General features: G+C 61.7%; 15 protein-coding genes. 4 read left to right on the top strand and 11 right to left on the bottom strand.

Going from position 1 to position 15,930, the window contains the following annotated elements; genetic code table 11:
• Nucleotides 1-55: 55 nt before the first annotated feature.
• Nucleotides 56-532, top strand: a complete 477-nt coding sequence (locus tag J5289_RS21950) for an Lrp/AsnC family transcriptional regulator (RefSeq protein ID WP_111218735.1) — start codon at nucleotides 56-58, stop codon at nucleotides 530-532.
• Nucleotides 533-535: 3 nt separating this feature from the next.
• Here J5289_RS21950 and J5289_RS21945 read toward each other — a convergent pair whose 3' ends face one another.
• From J5289_RS21945 to J5289_RS21915, 7 genes are all read right to left on the bottom strand, one after another.
• A complete protein-coding gene (locus J5289_RS21945; RefSeq protein WP_209207286.1) occupies nucleotides 536-2,197 on the bottom strand; it encodes an ABC transporter ATP-binding protein in 1,662 nt (553 codons plus the stop codon).
• Nucleotides 2,197-3,039: an ABC transporter permease gene (locus J5289_RS21940; protein WP_209207287.1), complete on the bottom strand. Its 843-nt coding sequence runs from the start codon at nucleotides 3,037-3,039 to the stop codon at nucleotides 2,197-2,199. The genes J5289_RS21945 and J5289_RS21940 overlap by 1 nt, the downstream gene beginning before the upstream one ends.
• A gap of 2 nt (nucleotides 3,040-3,041) precedes the next feature.
• Complete coding sequence (locus J5289_RS21935; protein ID WP_209207288.1) at nucleotides 3,042-3,992, bottom strand: ABC transporter permease; 951 nt, start codon at nucleotides 3,990-3,992, stop codon at nucleotides 3,042-3,044.
• 92 nt (nucleotides 3,993-4,084) lie between these two features.
• Nucleotides 4,085-5,698, bottom strand: coding sequence for an ABC transporter substrate-binding protein (locus J5289_RS21930; RefSeq protein WP_209207289.1), 1,614 nt, complete (start codon nucleotides 5,696-5,698; stop codon nucleotides 4,085-4,087).
• A 64-nt stretch (nucleotides 5,699-5,762) separates the two neighbouring features.
• Nucleotides 5,763-6,479, bottom strand: a complete 717-nt coding sequence (locus J5289_RS21925; RefSeq protein WP_209207290.1) for an HAD-IA family hydrolase — start codon at nucleotides 6,477-6,479, stop codon at nucleotides 5,763-5,765.
• A 267-nt stretch (nucleotides 6,480-6,746) separates the two neighbouring features.
• Entirely contained in the window at nucleotides 6,747-8,120 is a 1,374-nt protein-coding gene (locus J5289_RS21920) for an aspartate aminotransferase family protein (RefSeq protein WP_209207291.1), read from the bottom strand.
• A 14-nt stretch (nucleotides 8,121-8,134) separates the two neighbouring features.
• Complete coding sequence (locus tag J5289_RS21915; RefSeq protein WP_374108614.1) at nucleotides 8,135-8,971, bottom strand: GNAT family N-acetyltransferase; 837 nt, start codon at nucleotides 8,969-8,971, stop codon at nucleotides 8,135-8,137.
• A gap of 391 nt (nucleotides 8,972-9,362) precedes the next feature.
• Between J5289_RS21915 and J5289_RS21910 the strand changes: the two genes are divergently transcribed.
• Both J5289_RS21910 and J5289_RS21905 read left to right on the top strand, forming a co-directional pair.
• Nucleotides 9,363-10,031: a haloacid dehalogenase type II gene (locus J5289_RS21910; protein ID WP_143123229.1), complete on the top strand. Its 669-nt coding sequence runs from the start codon at nucleotides 9,363-9,365 to the stop codon at nucleotides 10,029-10,031.
• A gap of 11 nt (nucleotides 10,032-10,042) precedes the next feature.
• Nucleotides 10,043-11,320: an FAD-binding oxidoreductase gene (locus tag J5289_RS21905; protein ID WP_209207293.1), complete on the top strand. Its 1,278-nt coding sequence runs from the start codon at nucleotides 10,043-10,045 to the stop codon at nucleotides 11,318-11,320.
• A 58-nt stretch (nucleotides 11,321-11,378) separates the two neighbouring features.
• Here J5289_RS21905 and J5289_RS21900 read toward each other — a convergent pair whose 3' ends face one another.
• Genes J5289_RS21900 through J5289_RS21890 form a run of 3 tightly spaced genes read right to left on the bottom strand, consistent with a single transcriptional unit; the run spans nucleotide 11,379 to nucleotide 15,372 of the window.
• Nucleotides 11,379-12,836 (bottom strand): NAD-dependent succinate-semialdehyde dehydrogenase, encoded by a 1,458-nt coding sequence (locus J5289_RS21900; RefSeq protein WP_209207294.1) that lies wholly within the window; start codon nucleotides 12,834-12,836, stop codon nucleotides 11,379-11,381.
• Between the two features lie 17 nt (nucleotides 12,837-12,853).
• The gene (locus tag J5289_RS21895; protein WP_209207295.1) at nucleotides 12,854-13,897 is read right to left on the bottom strand and encodes a tartrate dehydrogenase; all 1,044 of its coding nucleotides are present in this window, start codon (nucleotides 13,895-13,897) and stop codon (nucleotides 12,854-12,856) included.
• A gap of 11 nt (nucleotides 13,898-13,908) precedes the next feature.
• On the bottom strand, nucleotides 13,909-15,372 hold the full coding sequence (locus tag J5289_RS21890) for an aldehyde dehydrogenase (RefSeq protein ID WP_209207296.1): 1,464 nt from the start codon (nucleotides 15,370-15,372) through the stop codon (nucleotides 13,909-13,911).
• Between J5289_RS21890 and J5289_RS21885 the strand changes: the two genes are divergently transcribed.
• The gene (locus J5289_RS21885; protein ID WP_142831270.1) at nucleotides 15,356-15,583 is read left to right on the top strand and encodes a hypothetical protein; all 228 of its coding nucleotides are present in this window, start codon (nucleotides 15,356-15,358) and stop codon (nucleotides 15,581-15,583) included. The two genes, J5289_RS21890 and J5289_RS21885, sit on opposite strands and share 17 nt — an antisense overlap.
• Here the strand turns inward: J5289_RS21885 and J5289_RS21880 are convergent.
• Nucleotides 15,565-15,918, bottom strand: coding sequence for a cupin domain-containing protein (locus J5289_RS21880; RefSeq protein WP_111218673.1), 354 nt, complete (start codon nucleotides 15,916-15,918; stop codon nucleotides 15,565-15,567). The two genes, J5289_RS21885 and J5289_RS21880, sit on opposite strands and share 19 nt — an antisense overlap.
• Nucleotides 15,919-15,930 lie beyond the last annotated feature (12 nt).

Here is a 15,930-nt window from a genome sequence, read left to right as displayed (position 1 = left end):
GCATAATATGCTGCAGCAAGCGCGGTGAATGAACACCGGACGTCATGGAGTGCTGATGAAACTCGACCGGATCGACATCAAGATTCTCTCCGAACTGCAGAAGAACGGCCGCATCACCAATGTGGAGTTGGCGGATCTGGTCAACCTGTCGCCCAGTCCCTGCCTGATGCGGGTCAAGAAGCTGCAGGCGGAAGGCTATATTGTCAGCTACTCGGCGCAGATCAACGTTGCCAAGCTCGGGCAGACCCTGACGGTCTTCACGGAAGTGACGTTGAAGAACCACCGGCAGATCGATTTCGCCCGGTTTCTGGCGGCCATCGAGAAGGTCGATTCCGTCATCGAGTGCCATCTGGTCTCGGGCGGATACGATTATCTCATCAAGTTCGTCACCGGCAGCATCACCGAATACCAGACGATCATGGAACGCCTCATCGACATGGATATCGGCATCGACAAATATTTCAGCTTCGTCGTGCTGAAGTCGCCGATCACCCGGTCGCATATGCCGCTGACCAGCCTTTTCCCGATGTAAACCTCAGCGCTTTGCAAAGGCCGCAACAAGTTCAGGGTCCCGCTCGAGGCCGTCGAGCCAGGTGGGATCGAGCTTCGGCACTGAGGAATAGAGGAGCCGCGAATAGGGATGTCCGTCGGGATTGCCGAAGTCGGACGGTGCCATCTGTTCGATCTTTTCGCCGGCATACATCACTGCGATCTCGTCGCAGATCGCCTGCACGACCGAGAGATCATGGCTGATGAAGATGTAGGAAAGCCCGAGCTCGGTCTGCAGCTCTTTCAGCAGATCGATGATCGCCGCAGCCACGACCGTGTCGAGGGCCGAGGTGATCTCGTCGCAAAGAATGAGTTTGGGCTCGGCCGCAAGCGCTCTTGCCAGATTGATGCGCTGTTTCTGCCCGCCCGACAATTCGGCAGGTCGCCGGTATTTCACGCTGCGCGGCAGATGCACCATATCGAGCAGCTGGTCGATGCGGGCTTGCCGCTGGCCCTTCGCCATGCCGTGATAGAAGGCAAGCGGTCGCTCCAGAATGTCCGAGATCGATTTGGACGGGTTGAGCGCGGTATCTGCGAACTGGAAGACGATCTGTAGCTTGCGCAATTCGTCGCGACGGCGGCTGGCAGCGTTTGGCGCCAGTTCCTTGCCGTCGAAAATGATATGGCCGGACGCCGGCGATAGGATGCCGGCTATTGCCCGGGCCAGTGTCGACTTTCCGCAGCCGGATTCCCCAACGATGCCGAGGTTCTGGCCGTAATCGAGTTTCAGGCTGACGGATTTCAGCGCCAGTGCGAGCGGCAATCCATTCGACTGGATCGGGCCATAGCCGGCGGACAATGCATCCACCTCCAGCAGCGGCTGTCGCGCCGCCTGCTCTACAGGGGCCGGCGGGATCCGCAGCGTCGGCTTGAAGGCTGCCACGAGTTGGCGAGTGTAGGGGTGCTGCGGAGATGCCAGGATTTGCGCCGTTTTGCCGATTTCCTGGATTTCACCTTCCTTCAGAACGACGATGCGATCGGCAATCTGGGCAACGACGGCGAGGTCGTGGGAAACATAGACGCCGGCAAGACCGCCCTTTTTCATCACCGACTTGAAGGCCCTGAGCACGTCGATCTGGGTGGTCACATCGAGCGCCGTTGTCGGTTCGTCGAAGATCACCAGCTTCGGATTGCCGATCAGCGCCATGGCGGCTGAGAGCCGCTGCAACTGGCCGCCTGAGACCTGGTGCGGATAGCGCGCGCCGATGGTCTCGGCTTCGGGCAGGGCCAGCGCCTTGAACAGTTCGACCGCCCGCGAGCGGGCCTGGTCGATGGGCATCAGCTTGTGGATGCGCACGACCTCGATCACCTGATCCATGATTGTCTGCGCCGGATTGAAGGCTGCGGCAGCACTTTGCGGCACGTATGCAACTTCCGTGCCGCGCAGGCTGGCGAGGCGCTTTTCGGGCAGGGCGGCCATGTCGTTGCCGGACAATATGACCGAACCGCCGCTGATGCGACAGCCCGGGCGCGTATGGCCCATCATCGTCAGGGCAATGGTCGTCTTGCCCGAGCCGCTTTCGCCGATCAGCGCAACGATCTCGCCCTCAGCGATATCGAAACTGACATCGCGGATGATTGCCACGGTGCGGTTGGCATCGGTTTTCGCCTCGACCTCTAGATTGCGGACTTCGACAAGGTTTGCCATCACATGCTCCGGTCTCTGATTTTATGCGGCAGGTTGTCGATCAGGAGATTGACGCTGATGGTGAGGCTGGCGATGGCGATCGATGGAAAGATCACCGCAGGAGCTGCAAAAGGCAGGCCGCCGATGTTTTCGCGCACAAGAGCGCCCCAGTCGGCGTTCGGCGGCTGAACGCCGAGGCCGAGGAAGGACAGGCCGGACAGCAGCAGGACGATGAAGACGAAGCGCAGGCCGAGATCGGCCAGTACCGGGCCGAGGATGTTCGGCAGGATTTCCGAGCCGATCAAATAGATGGTCTTCTCGCCGCGCGCCCGGGCGACAGTGACATAGTCCATCGTATTGATGTTGACGGCGAGCGCCCGGCTGAAGCGATAGGCGCCCGGCGTGTAGATCACCGCCAGCGTGACGATAAGCACTGGTATGGAGGACCCGACGGCGGCCACGACGACGAGCCCGAAGAGCTTGCTCGGAATGGAGCTCAGGGCGTCGAGGAAACGGGAGAGGCAGGTGTCGAACCATCCGCCGGCGACGGCAGCGCTCATGCCGAGCGCGACCCCGGTGAAACAGGCGACAGCCACGGCGGCAAGCGAGATTCCCACGGTGTAGCGCGCGCCCATCAGGATACGGGACAGGATGTCTCGGCCGAGATAGTCGGTGCCGAGCAGGAATTTTGCCGAGATCGGTCCGAAGTAGTCGTAGTCGACGATATCGCCGATGGAATAGGGGATCAGCAGGGGCGCGAAAATGGCCACCAGTGCCCAGGTAAGGATGATGGTCAGCCCGAGGATGCCGACGATGTTGAAGCGGTAGCCGAAACGTGCCGGGGATACGGAGTAATTTGCCATGGTCAGCGCAGCCTCGGATTGGACATGATGGCGATGATGTCGGCGATCGTGATCAGGATCAGGTAACCGAAACAGAAGATCATCGAACAGGTCTGGATGAGCGGAAGATCGCGCGTCGCCACCGCATCTACCATCATCTTGGCGATGCCGGGATAGTTGAAGATCGTCTCGACGATGATGACGCCGCCGAGAAGGTAGGAAAGCGACAGGGCGACGGCATTGACGATCGGTCCGAGGGCGTTGGGAAGCGCATGCTTCAAGACGATCCGCGTTCGCGATGCTCCCTTCAGAAGCGCCATTTCGATGTAGGGAGTTCCCAGCGTTTCGATCACCGCTGCCCGCGTCATGCGGATCATCTGCGCCGATATGACGAAGCTCAGCGTGATCACCGGCATGGCAAAGACCCGCAGAAGCTCGCCGAAGCTGTGGACCTCGTTGGCGAAGGAGAGCGCCGGAAGCCACTTCAGATAGACTGCGAAGACGAGAACGGCTGATGTCGCGACCATGAATTCTGGCACGGAGATCACCGCGATGGTCACCGTGGTGACGATCCGGTCAAAGATCGAGCCCCTGGCTATTGCAGAGGTGATGCCGAGCGTCAGGGCCAGCGGCACGGAGAAAAGGGCGGTGGCAGTTGCCAGTTTCAGCGTGCTCAGGAAGCGCGGACCGATCAGCTTTGCGATGGCCATGTTGTTGGCATAGGAGATGCCGAGATCGCCGGTGACAAAACCGCCGAGCCAGTGGATGAACCGGTAGAAGGCAGGGTCGTCGAGATGCATCGCGGTCCGCAGACCGGCCACGGCTTCCGGTGTCGCTGCCTGGCCGAGAAGGATCTGGGCGACATCGCCCGGCAACATCTCGGTTGCGAAAAACACGGTGAAGGACACGATCAGCAAGGTGACGACAGCCACGAGCAATCGGTTGATCACCAACACGAGGACGTGGAGGTTCATGGGCGCTCCGCAGGGGGACGGTGCTTTCAAAGCACTGTAGCATGGAGGGAGGCCGGAGACACGATCGATCTCCGGCCGGCTTCATGGCGGTGCTAGGCCTCGAGCCAGACATACTCCGCGAACGCATATCCCATCATGCCGCCGAGCGGGTTGGATTCCAGCCCCTTGAGCTTGGAGGAAATGGCGTCGACATTGGAAATGAAGGCGGGGATGGCCGTGCCGGCCTCTTCCGCGATCATCACCTGCATCGCGTTGTATATTTCCTTGCGCTTTGCCTGGTCCAGCATGCCGCGCGCTTCGATCATCATCTTGTCGAACTTGGGCGACTTGTACTGGCTCTCGTTCCAGGGGGCATCGGAGGAATAGAGGAGCGAGAACAGGATGTCGGGCGTCGGGCGTGGATTGATGTTGCCGAAGTGGATCGGCGCCTTCAGCCAGTAGTTCGACCAGTAGCCATCTGAGGGAACGCGCTGGACGTCGAGCTTCATGCCGATCTCGGCGCCGGCTGCCTGGGCGACCATCGCCATGTCGATGGACGAGGTGGCCGCGTCCGAGGCCACGACGGGGATCGATTGTCCGAGCACGCCGGCTTTCTGGAAGTGGAACTTGGCTTTTTCGGGATCGAAGGCCTTGGGCTTCAGGTCGGCATTATAATAGATGCTGGCCGGGGAAATCGGCTGGTCGTTGCCGATCTCGGCAAGGCCACGCAGCACTGATTTCTGGATCTGCTCCCTGTTGAGCAGGTACTTCATGCCGGTGACGAAGTCGGCCTTGTTACCAGGGCTCATATCGAGGCGCATGTTGAGGTTGGTGTAGTTGCCCGATGTCGTCTTGGAGATGGCGACGGAGGGCTGGGTTTCGAGCAGGCGCATGGAGCGCGGATTGATCGAGGCTGCGAGCTGGATGTCGCCGGAAATCAGCGCATTGACACGGGCGCTGTCGTCGGAGATGGCGAAGAACTCGAAGCTGTCGAGGTGCGGGCCGCCCTGCTTCCAGTAGTTCTTGTTCTTGGTCGCAAGCGAACGCACGCCGGGCTCGAACACTTCGCAAACAAACGCGCCGGTGCCGTTCGCCTTGGAAAAATCTGTCGTGCCGTCGGCCAGAATCATGAAGTGATGCATGGCGAGAATGGTCGGCAGGTCGGCATTGGGGCTGGCGAGCGTGATCTCGACGGTAAGGTCGTCGACGGCCTTGAAACCGGTCATCTGCTTGGCGATCGAATTGACCTTCGATCCGACGGCCGGATCGAGGTGGCGCTTCAGCGAGTAGACCACGTCGGCGGCCTTCAGCGTCTTGCCGTCATGGAACGTGACGCCCTTGCGCAGTTTCACGGTCCAGACCTTTGCGTCCGAGCTTTCGACGCTTTCGGCAAGTTCCATCTGCGTTACGCCGGCCTTGTCGAGGAAAGTCAGGCGGTTGTAGAAGGCACAGCAACGGACGTAGTCAGTCGATAGCGATGCCTTGGCCGGGTCCAGCGTATCGGCCGTCGAGGCCGACCAGCCGGCTGCCTTCAGCGATCCACCGGAAACGGGCGTAGCGGCAATCGCACTGTTGGCGCGGCCGAGGATCAGGCTGCCGGCGGTCGCGGCAAGGCCTCCGGCCATCATCATCTTCAGAAGATCGCGGCGGCTCGCACCACGGCGAATGGCGTTCTCGACCATGGCATCGTCGGAAGATGTCCAGTTGAGGAGTTTATTGTCAGACATGCGCATTCCCCTTTTATTGATTGTTTGAAGGCATTGCCGTATCCGTCCGGGGCCCGTTGAGGCCTCAGGCGGCGTTCGTCTGTTCCACGGCATCCGCAAGCGCCGCCATGGAGGTAAAGTGGAAATCCGGCTTGGTGAAGGCTGCCGGTTCGATCGTGCCGCCATAGCCCTTCTGGGCATGGCGACGCTCGATCCAGCAGTTTGCTATGCCAAGCTGCCTGGAGATCCCGATGTCGTGATACTGGCTCTGCGCGACATGCAGGATGTCTGCGCGGGAGCCGCCTTCTGAAGCTACGAAGGCAAGCACATGCTCGAAAAAGGCCGGGTCCGGCTTTTCCGTGCCGGTGTCGTCGGCGGTAAAACCCTTGTAGAACGGATTGCCGAGCGCCTGCGAAAAGCACTCGAACGCCCAGCGCTGGGCATTTGTCATGGCGATGAGCTTGAAGCGCTTGGCAAGCCGGGCCATTGCATCGGCGCTGTCTGGAAATGCCTTCCACGACTTTGCCGAGTCCCGCAGTCGCTCACCGTACCGGGCATCAGCCGGCAGTCCGAGGGCCGGCGCAATGACTATGTAGACACGCACGAGATCGTCCGGAAAAAGGCCGACATCCGGCATGTAGCGGGCGTTGCGATAGAGGCTGAGCGCGGTCTCGCCATCGACGGACTTGCCGTTTTCCGCAGCGATTTCCTGCAGGCAGCCGACCAGACCGCCCTCGAAATCGATCAGCGTGCCGACCACGTCGAAGGTCAGATATTTGAAGCTTCCAAATGCCTTTTCCAAGCCTCTAGTCCTTTCTCGGTGGACCCTTGGTCCTCCTCTGCAGCGCCGTAACAGAACGATATGCTGTGTGCATTTAAGGCGATACGACCATGTTGAGACCGCCTGATCGCTTTGTTTGCGGCTTTTGACCGCCGGTTGGAGGACAGTGTCTCAGTTAACGGGCACCGAATGCGCTTAAAGACGGAAGTGCCACGGCAGAAAATTCCGAATATTCAGCCGACGCGGTATTTCGGCCCACATGATTTCTCTCTGATGGGGAACCGGTGATCATGCCATGGCGGCGCGGATATCCGGATCTTCCAGCGTCTGGTCCAGCGTCTTGCGGGTCCGCTCGACGATGGCGTCGATTTCGGTCTCCGTGCAGCAGAGCGGCGGCGCATAGCCGAGAATGCCGTTGCCGAAGGCGCGCACGACCAGCCCGTTGTCCCAGGCGCGGTCGAAGATGCGGCGAGATGGGTCCGACGCCGCCGGCAGCGGGGTCTTGCGCTCCTTGTCGGTGACGAGTTCGAGCGCCGCCAGCATTCCGCGACCACGGACCTCGCCGACCAGCGGATGGCTGGCGAGGCTGTGCAAGCCCTCCATCAGTCGGGCACCGACCTTGCGGCCATTCTCCAGCAACCCGCCTTCGTAGAGGCGCAGCACTTCGAGGCCGACGGCGGCGCTGACTGGATGGGCGGAATAGGTATATCCGTGTCCGACTGCAGCGCTGCCGGCACCGTCGGCGATGGTCTGGTAGATCTTGTCCGTCATGAAGACGGCGCCCATCGGCACATAGCCTGAGGTCAGCCCCTTGGCGACGGTCATGAAATCCGGAACGATGTCTTCCTCGCTGCAGGCAAACAGCGGTCCGGTGCGGCCGAACCCGGTGATGACTTCGTCGGCTATGAACAGGATGTCGAGTTCGGTGCAGAGATCGCGCATCGCCTTGATCCAGCCTTTCGGCGGCACGATAACGCCTCCGGACCCCTGGATCGGCTCGACATAGAATGCAGCGACGCGGTCCGCGCCGAGAGCCTCGACCTTGGCACGCAGCGCTGAAGTCGATGCAGCAATGATCGCCGCATCGTCGCTGCCGACCGGGTTGCGATAGGCGTAATGAGACGGGATTTTATGCTGCCAGTCGAACGGGATGCCGAAGCCTGCATGAAACACCGGCAGGGCCGTCAGCCCGGCGCCAACCGTCGATGAGCCGTGGTAGCCCTGTTCGACGGAGATGAACTGGTCTTTCCCGGGCATGCCCTTGGCATGATAATAATAGCGGATGAAGCGAACCGTGCTGTCGACCGCATCGGAGCCGCCGAGCGTGAAATAGACATGGTTGAGATCGCCGGGCGTCCGATCGGCAAGTTCAGCGGCAAGGCGGATGGCGGGCTCGGAACCGAGGCTGAAATAGCCAGTGGCGTAGGGCAATTCGCGCATCTGCTGTGCGGCGGCCTCGACGATGCTTTCCTGGCCGTAGCCAGCATTGACGCACCAGAGCCCGGCAAAACCATCGATAAGCTGATGGCCAGAGGCATCCGTGACCGTCGCACCCTTGCCGGATTTCAAAACCCGCACGCCGATTTTCTCGTGGGTCCTGTAGGACGCGACCGGATGGACGAGGTGGGCGCGGTCGAGTTCGATGAGAGAGTTGCTCAGCATGGTCGTCTCCTGATTTAGCCAAGCGCCTGGCTTGCAAGGGCAAAGGTTTGAAACGCGGATGTCCCGGTGGAAGGCTTGGCATTGCGCTGCATGGCGATGCCGCTGCCGACATTGGCAAGGCTCTGCGCCTCCAGCCACGATGCAAGGCCGCAGGCCTCGGTGGTGTCGACGCGGACGAATTCCCCGTGGCGGGCTTCGATCAGACCGGCGATGAGGGCCTTGGCCTCGTCAGCATTCGCGGCCACCACTGGACCGATGACCTCGCCACGACCGAACGCGCGCATGGCGGCAAAGGCGGTGATCTTGCCGGCGGGGCGCAAGACGGCGATCCGGCCGGCCTGGTGCAGCGCCTCTATAAGGTCGAAGCGTTCGAGGCCGGAGGCTGACTGGTCCAGCGTTGCGCAATCGGCAAGGTCTTCGACACTTGCCCAGTCGAGGCTGGCTTCACCATTTCCAGCACCCAGGGCGCCCTGATGCTGGAGGATCCGACCGGTCTCCTTGAAGCCAAGCTTGGTGTAGAGCGGCAGGCCTTCCTTTGTGGCGTTCAGGCGGCACTCGCGATCGCCACATTCGGCGAGCGCCATATCCATCAGCCGCCGTCCGATGCCACGGCCGCGCATCGCCTCGTCAACGATGACCATGTTGATGGTGGCGGCCGCAGTCCCGTAGGGGGTCACGAAGGTGGTGCCGACTACGCGACCGTTCTCTATGGCCACGAAGCCGACGCTGAGCGAGAGCACCATCGCCCAGTCTTCCAGGCGGTGCGGCCAGCCGGCCTGACGCGAGAGCGTCAGCGCGCCTTCGAGATGGTCGGCAGAAAACTTCACGATGTCGATGTGGCTGGGGTCGATGTGGCTTGGGTCGATGTGGCTGGGGTCGATCTGGTCTGGCGGCATTCTCTTGTTCCGGATAATCCTGTCCTGTCTTCATTGATAGCGCCGGCGTGCAGGTAGAACCTCCTGACCATGGGGTTGGCGGCAACATGTTTGCATCGTCTTTCCGGAGGGGCGCCGCATCTTATGCCGTGGGTCGAGCCATGCCGGGCGACAGGGACGACCGGCCGGGACAGCCGGCGCAACTCTCTGCCAAACGGCTAGTGAGATACGCAACAATCTGCTTTCAGTCACAGCAATTGCGGTCAACGACATATCCGGGACGCGACTATGATCGGGGCAACAAGGCGCCCGGCCATGGCGCCAATATCCCGTCACCAGCCCAAAACCAGTAAGGAATTTGAGAGCGATGTCCCAGTTTCGGCCCAAATACATCACCTTCGACTGCTACGGAACGCTGACCCATTTCCAGATGGCGGAGGCGGCCGAGAAGATCTATGGCGGCCAACTCGAAGCCGCCGCCATGAAGCAGTTCATCAAGAATTTCGCCGCCTATCGCCTCGACGAGATCCTCGGGGACTGGAAGCCCTACAACGAAGTCATCCACAATGCCGTCGAGCGCACCTGCAAGAGGAACGGCGTCGCCTTCAACGATGCGGATGCGCGCTCGATCTACGAGACAGTGCCGAGCTGGGGCCCGCACGCCGACGTTCCGGCTGGCCTTGCCAAGGTCGCCAAGGAAATTCCGCTGGTTATCCTGTCGAACGCCATGAACGAGCAGATCATGTCGAACGTCGAAAAGCTCGGCGCGCCATTCCATGCGGTCTACACCGCTGAGCAAGCCAATGCCTACAAGCCGCGCTTCCAGGCATTCGAATATATGTTCGACATGCTCGGCTGCGGTCCGGAAGATGTTCTGCATTGCTCCTCGTCGTTCCGCTACGATCTGATGTCGGCCCACGATCTCGGCATCAAGAACAAGGTCTGGGTCAACCGTGGCCATGAGCCGGCCAATCCTTATTATGAATATACCGAGATCAAGGACATTTCGGGCCTGCCCGGCGTCGTCGGGCTCTGACGGGGATGGCGATGCAGTTCAAGTCCTACTGGCACGATACAGCGCCCGCTTTCGCGGCGGCCAGCAAAGGCCCGGTCGAAGGCCATTACGATGTGGCCGTGATCGGCGGCGGTTTCGGTGGCCTGTCGGCAGCCCGGCACCTGGCGAAGGCCGGGGTCAAGGTCGTCGTTCTCGAGGCGGCCCATGTCGGCGCGGGCGCATCGGGTCGCAACGGTGGACACCTCAACAACGGCATCGCCCACGGTTTTGCCTCTGCCCGGAAGGAACTCGGGGCGGAACGGGCGAAGGCGCTCTACCGCGCCTTCGACGCTTCCATCGATACCATTGAGCGCATCGTTACGGAGGAGAGCATCGACTGCAATTTTCGCCGTGCCGGCAAGCTGAAGCTCGCCTCGAAGCCGGAGCATTTCAAATCGATCGCCGCCAATTTCGAGCTCGTCAACCGGGACGTCGATCCCGACACGGCCCTGTTGACGGCGACTGACCTGCGGCACGAGATCTGCTCGAACGCCTTCCACGGCGCCATGCTGTCGAAAAAGAGCGCCATGATGCACATGGGCCGCTACGTCGCGGGGCTTGCCAACGCCGCCGTGCGCCATGGCGCGGTGATCTTCGAGAATGCCGCGGTGACGGACCGCAGTGTGGCAGGCGCCAGGCATACGCTGACCACAGCGCGTGGCAGTGTCACAGCCGATGCAGTCTTTGTGGCAACGGGTGCCTATACCTCCGGTCCCTTCGGCTTTTTCCGGCGCCGCATCGTCTCGGTCGGAAGCTTCCTGCTGGCCACCCGGCCGCTGACTGATGCCGAGGTCGCCGACGTCATGCCGGGCAACCGCACCTGCGTCACCTCGCTCAACATCGGCAACTACTTCCGCCTGTCGCCGGACCAGCGGCTGATCTTCGGCGGCCGTGCCCGGTTTTCTGCATCGTCGGATCAACGCTCAGACGACAAGAGCGGCGCCATCCTGAAGGCGAGCCTGCGCCAGATCTTTCCGCAGCTGGGTCAGGTCGAGATCGATTATTGCTGGGGTGGCCTCGTCGACATGACCAAGGATCGCTTCCCGCGCGCCGGCTTTGCCGACGGTGTCTGGTATGCCATGGGCTATTCCGGCCACGGAGCGCAGATGGCAAGCCACATGGGGATCGTCATCGCCGACGCGATCATGGGCAAAGCCGACCGTAACCCAGTCTCCGGTCTTGAATGGCCCGCTATCGCCGGCCATTTCGGCAAGCCATGGTTCCTGCCGATGGTCGGGCTCTACTACAAGACGCTCGACCGGTTCCAGTAAACCAAAGATCTCACGAACAAGGGGCGGAGAGTGATCTCCGCCCCTGTTCGCGTCCGTGTCAGCCAAGTCCACCGATGTGGAAGCTCTTAATTTCGAGATATTCCTCGATCCCGCATTGTCCGCCCTCGCGGCCGATGCCGGATTGCTTGACGCCGCCGAAGGGCGCGACCTCCATCGAGACGGAGCCGGTGTTGAGGCCAACCATCCCGAATTCGAGCGCCTCCGCCACCCGCCATGAGCGTCGCAGGCTCTCGGTGTAGAAATAGGACGCCAGGCCGAACGGGGTGGCGTTGGCGATTTCGATGGCTTCCTCTTCGGTCTCGAACCGGAACAGCGGAGCGACCGGACCGAACGTCTCTTCATTGGCCAGCAGCATGTCCGTTGTGGCGCCACCAAGCACGACAGGGACGGCATATTGCTTGCCATCTGGCATTGCAGGTCTCTCGGAAATGATGCGAGCGCCCTTGGCAAGTGCATCCTCGATATGGCGATCGATCTTGTCGATGGCCGCCGCGTTGATCATCGGTCCGATATCCACGGGTTCGCCGGCCCCCGGGCCGACCTTCATGACGGAGACCCGGGCCGCCAGCTTTTCGGCAAACGTGTCATAGATGCCGGATTGCACAAGAATGCGGTTGGAGCAGACGCAGGTCTGCCCGCCGTTGCGGAACTTGGACGCGAGCGCGCCGTCGATCGCCAGATCGATATCGGCATCGTCAAAGACGATGAACGGCGCGTTGCCGCCGAGTTCCAGGCTGAGGCGCTTGATGCTGTCGGCGGCGCCCCTCATCAAAAGCGAGCCGACGCGGGTCGATCCGGTAAAGGATATCTTGCGCACGATCTCGTTCGCCATCATCTCATTGCCGATCTCGGCCGGCATGCCCGTGACGATATTGATGACACCTGCCGGGATGCCGGCACGCTCGGCCAGCACGCCAAGGGCCAGCGCGGAAAATGGCGTGAATTCAGAAGGCTTGACGACCACGGTGCAGCCGGCCGCAAGCGCTGGAGCGACCTTGCGGGTAATCATGGCGTTCGGGAAATTCCACGGCGTGATGATGGCGCAGACGCCGACGGCCTCCTTCAGCACGATGATCCGGCGATCTGCCGTGGGCGATGGGACGGTCGTTCCGCCGACGCGGCGGGCTTCCTCGGCAAACCACTTGACGAAGGATGCGCCATAGCGGATTTCGCCCAGCGCTTCCGCCAGCGGCTTGCCCTGCTCGAGGGTCAGGATCATGGCGAGATCCTGCTCGTTTTCGAGGATCAAGCGGTGCCAGGCTTCCAAGAGCGCTGCCCGTGCCGCATGGGTCTTGGCCTTCCAGGGGGCGAAGGCTGCCCGCGCTGCTGCGATTGCCTCGCGTGTTTCATCGCCGCTGACATCGGGAACGTGCCCGATAATACCTTGCGTCGCCGGATTGGTGACCGGCACCGACGAACCGGAGGCAGCGTTGCGCCAGATGCCGTCAATGACGCATTGCTGCTGGAAGAGGTTGTTGTCCTTCAGAGTGTCCATTTTGGCGTTCCTTCTCGTCAGCAAAGCGTCGAAAGCACAGCGGCAGTGATCGCGTCGGTTTTGTCGCGGCCCGGCCTTGTGCCGATGCCGCTTGCGGTCGCAGTTTCGATGGCCTTGATGATCCCGGCTGCCGCGGCGGGCTCGCCGAGATGCTCCAGCATCATCGCTGCCGACCAGATGGTGGCAATCGGGTTGGCAATGCCGAGATGGGCGATATCGGGCGCCGATCCATGCACCGGCTCGAACATCGATGGCGCGGTGCGATCGGGATTGATGTTGGCGGAGGCTGCAAAGCCGAGGCCGCCCTGGATGGCGGCGCCGAGATCGGTCAGGATATCGCCGAACAGGTTGGACGCAACGACGACATCGAGACTGTCCGGTGCCATCACCATGCGCGCCGCCATCGCATCGATGTGATAGTTTTTCACCTCGACATCCGGATACTCGGCGGACAGTTGCGCCGTCACTTCGTCCCAGAACACCATCGAGTATTTCTGCGCATTCGACTTGGTGACGGAGGCCAGCATCTTGCGGCGCAGGCGGGCCTGCTCGAAGCCGAAGCGCAGGATGCGCTCCACACCCTTGCGGGTGAAGATCGACGTCTCGACGGCGACTTCGTCGGGCGTGCCGACATGCACGCGGCCGCCGGCACCGGAATATTCGCCCTCGGTGTTTTCGCGGATGCAGAGGATATCGAAGCCCGTCGACTTCAACGGACCTTCGACGCCCGGTAGAAGACGATGCGGACGGATGTTGGCATATTGCACGAAGGCCTTGCGGATCGGCAGCAGCAGGCCGTGCAGCGATACGGAATCGGGCACCTCCGCCGGCCAGCCGACGGCACCTAGCAGGATGGCATCGTGTTTGCGAAGGGTCTCGATACCGTCTGCGGGCATCATCGCGCCGGCTTCCTTGTAAAAGGCGCAGGACCAGGGGAAGGTCGTGCCGTTCAGCTTGAAGCCCGCCTGCTTCGAGGCTGCCTCCAGCACCTGCCAGGCGGCGTCGATGACGGGAACGCCGATGCCGTCGCCGGGGATCAGGGCTATGGAATAGGTCTTCATGGATTTTTCCTTTACAGGTCGATCAGGACGCTTTTGGATTTCCGATTGGCGAGATAAGCGTCGCGGCCGAGATCCTTACCGATGCCGGAGCTTTTGTAGCCGCCTGTCGGAAGGATGTGGTCGCGCGAACGCCCGTAGCGATTCACCCAGATCGTACCGGCCTGCAGTCGCTTCGTCACCCGGATTGCCCGCGACAGGTCGGTCGTGAAAACGCCGGCCGCAAGCCCGTAGGTCGGGTGGTCGGCCAGCGCCAAGGCCTCTTCCTCTTCTTTGAATGTCTGGATCGTCAGCACCGGGCCGAAGATTTCCTCGGTCACGGCAGGGGAGGATGGGGTGACGCCTGCGATCAGTGTCGGTGCATAGAAATATCCGTCGCGCTCCAGCATCTGGCCGCCACGCAGGCATTCGGCACCCTCGGCGACCGATGCCCTGACGATGCTGTCGATGCGGCCGATCTGGCGCTCGGAAATGATCGGCGAATATTGCGTCTTTTCGTCCCATGTCGGGCCTGGGGTAATGTCGTCCATGGCTGATGTAAGCGCATCGATCAGCTGAGCCGCCACCGACTGGTGGACGATCAGCCGCGATCCGGCGACGCAGGCCTGCCCGGCATTTGACAGGATGCCCTGCGCCACGGCCTTTGCGGTGCGGGCAATGTCGGCATCGGCAAAGACCAGCTGCGGGCTCTTGCCGCCGAGCTCGAGCGTCATCGGTTTGATGCCCGTTTGAGCGATGTTGGCCATGATGGCACGTCCGGCCGCTGTCGAGCCGGTGAAGCTGATCTTGCCGATCTCCGGGTGGCCGGTGATTGCAGTCCCGGTCGTCGCGCCATCGCCGAGCACGATGTTGATAAGGCCAGCGGGCAGGCCGGCGCGCACCGAGAGCTCGGCAAGATAGAGCGTCGAAAACGGCGTGAGTTCGGATGGTTTGAGCACCACGGCATTGCCCGCAGCCAGCGCCGGCCCGAGTTTCCAGGCGGCCATCGACAGGGGAAAGTTCCAGGGGGTGATCGCGCCGACCACGCCATAGGGTTCGGACATGATCATGCCGAGGCTGTCCTTGCTCGTCGGCACGAGGTCGCTGCCCTCCTTGTCGGCGAACTCGGCAAAAAAGCGGATCTGTTCGGCGCTGATGGCGATATCGCCCTGGATGAGGTGGCCGACGGGGCGCGTCGAGGGGATTGCCTCAATCCTTGCAAGTGTTTCCGCCTCGGCCTCGATCAGGTCGGCCCAGCGATGCATCATCCGCGTGCGTTCGCGCGGCCTCACATCTGCCCAGCCGCTTTCCTTCAAGGCGCGTTTTGCGCCCTGAACGGCCTCGTCGACAAGATCAGCCCCTGCTATGGGGCAATCGGCGAACGCGGCGCCGTCGGAGGGGCGGTGCATGGCAATTTCACCCTTTGCCGCGATCATCCGCCCGCCGATGAAATGTCCGTGGGGAAGCTGCACGGAATCGGGATTGAAGCTCAGCGACATGGCATTTCCTCTGGGCGTTGGCAGACCACCGAAACTAGCGGTCATTGCCGCGCAGTTTGCGTCGACTGTGGCCCGGGCGGCGATGGAATCTCCCGTTTACCGGTGCGTTCGCAGCGCATTCTTCGGCGGCTTTGAGCGCGGCGATATCGTGCCGCGCGCACTGGCGAGAGATGCTGTCCCGCAGGGGAAAATTCAGTTGACGGTGACGTAGATCTTGCGGACGGTCTCGATCGTACGCCAGATGCCGACGAAGCCGGGCTTCATGACAAAACTGTCGCCGGCGCGATAGGTATAGGTCTCGCCGTCCTTCTCGACGATTTCAACAACGCCGGTGATGAGGTGGCAGAACTCGTAGGTCGTCCCCTTGATCGAATGGGTCTCGCCGGGGGTCGCTTCCCATACGCCGGTCAGCACGCTGTCGTCGCGCGAGGCGTCCTGCGGCCAGGTCTTGAAGGACGGATCGCCGGAGATCAGGCGCTCGGCCGTCGGCTTCGATTCGCGCGGAGCCGTGGTCGGGTTGGTGTCGATAAGCTTGAGAAGGGACATGTGTTTTCTTTC

The organism is Rhizobium sp. B230/85 (assembly GCF_019355735.1).
In the GTDB taxonomy this organism is placed as follows: Bacteria; Pseudomonadota; Alphaproteobacteria; order Rhizobiales; family Rhizobiaceae; genus Rhizobium; species Rhizobium rhododendri.
Note: the sequence above shows the minus strand (reverse complement) of the source record. Positions and strands in the feature narration are given on the sequence as shown.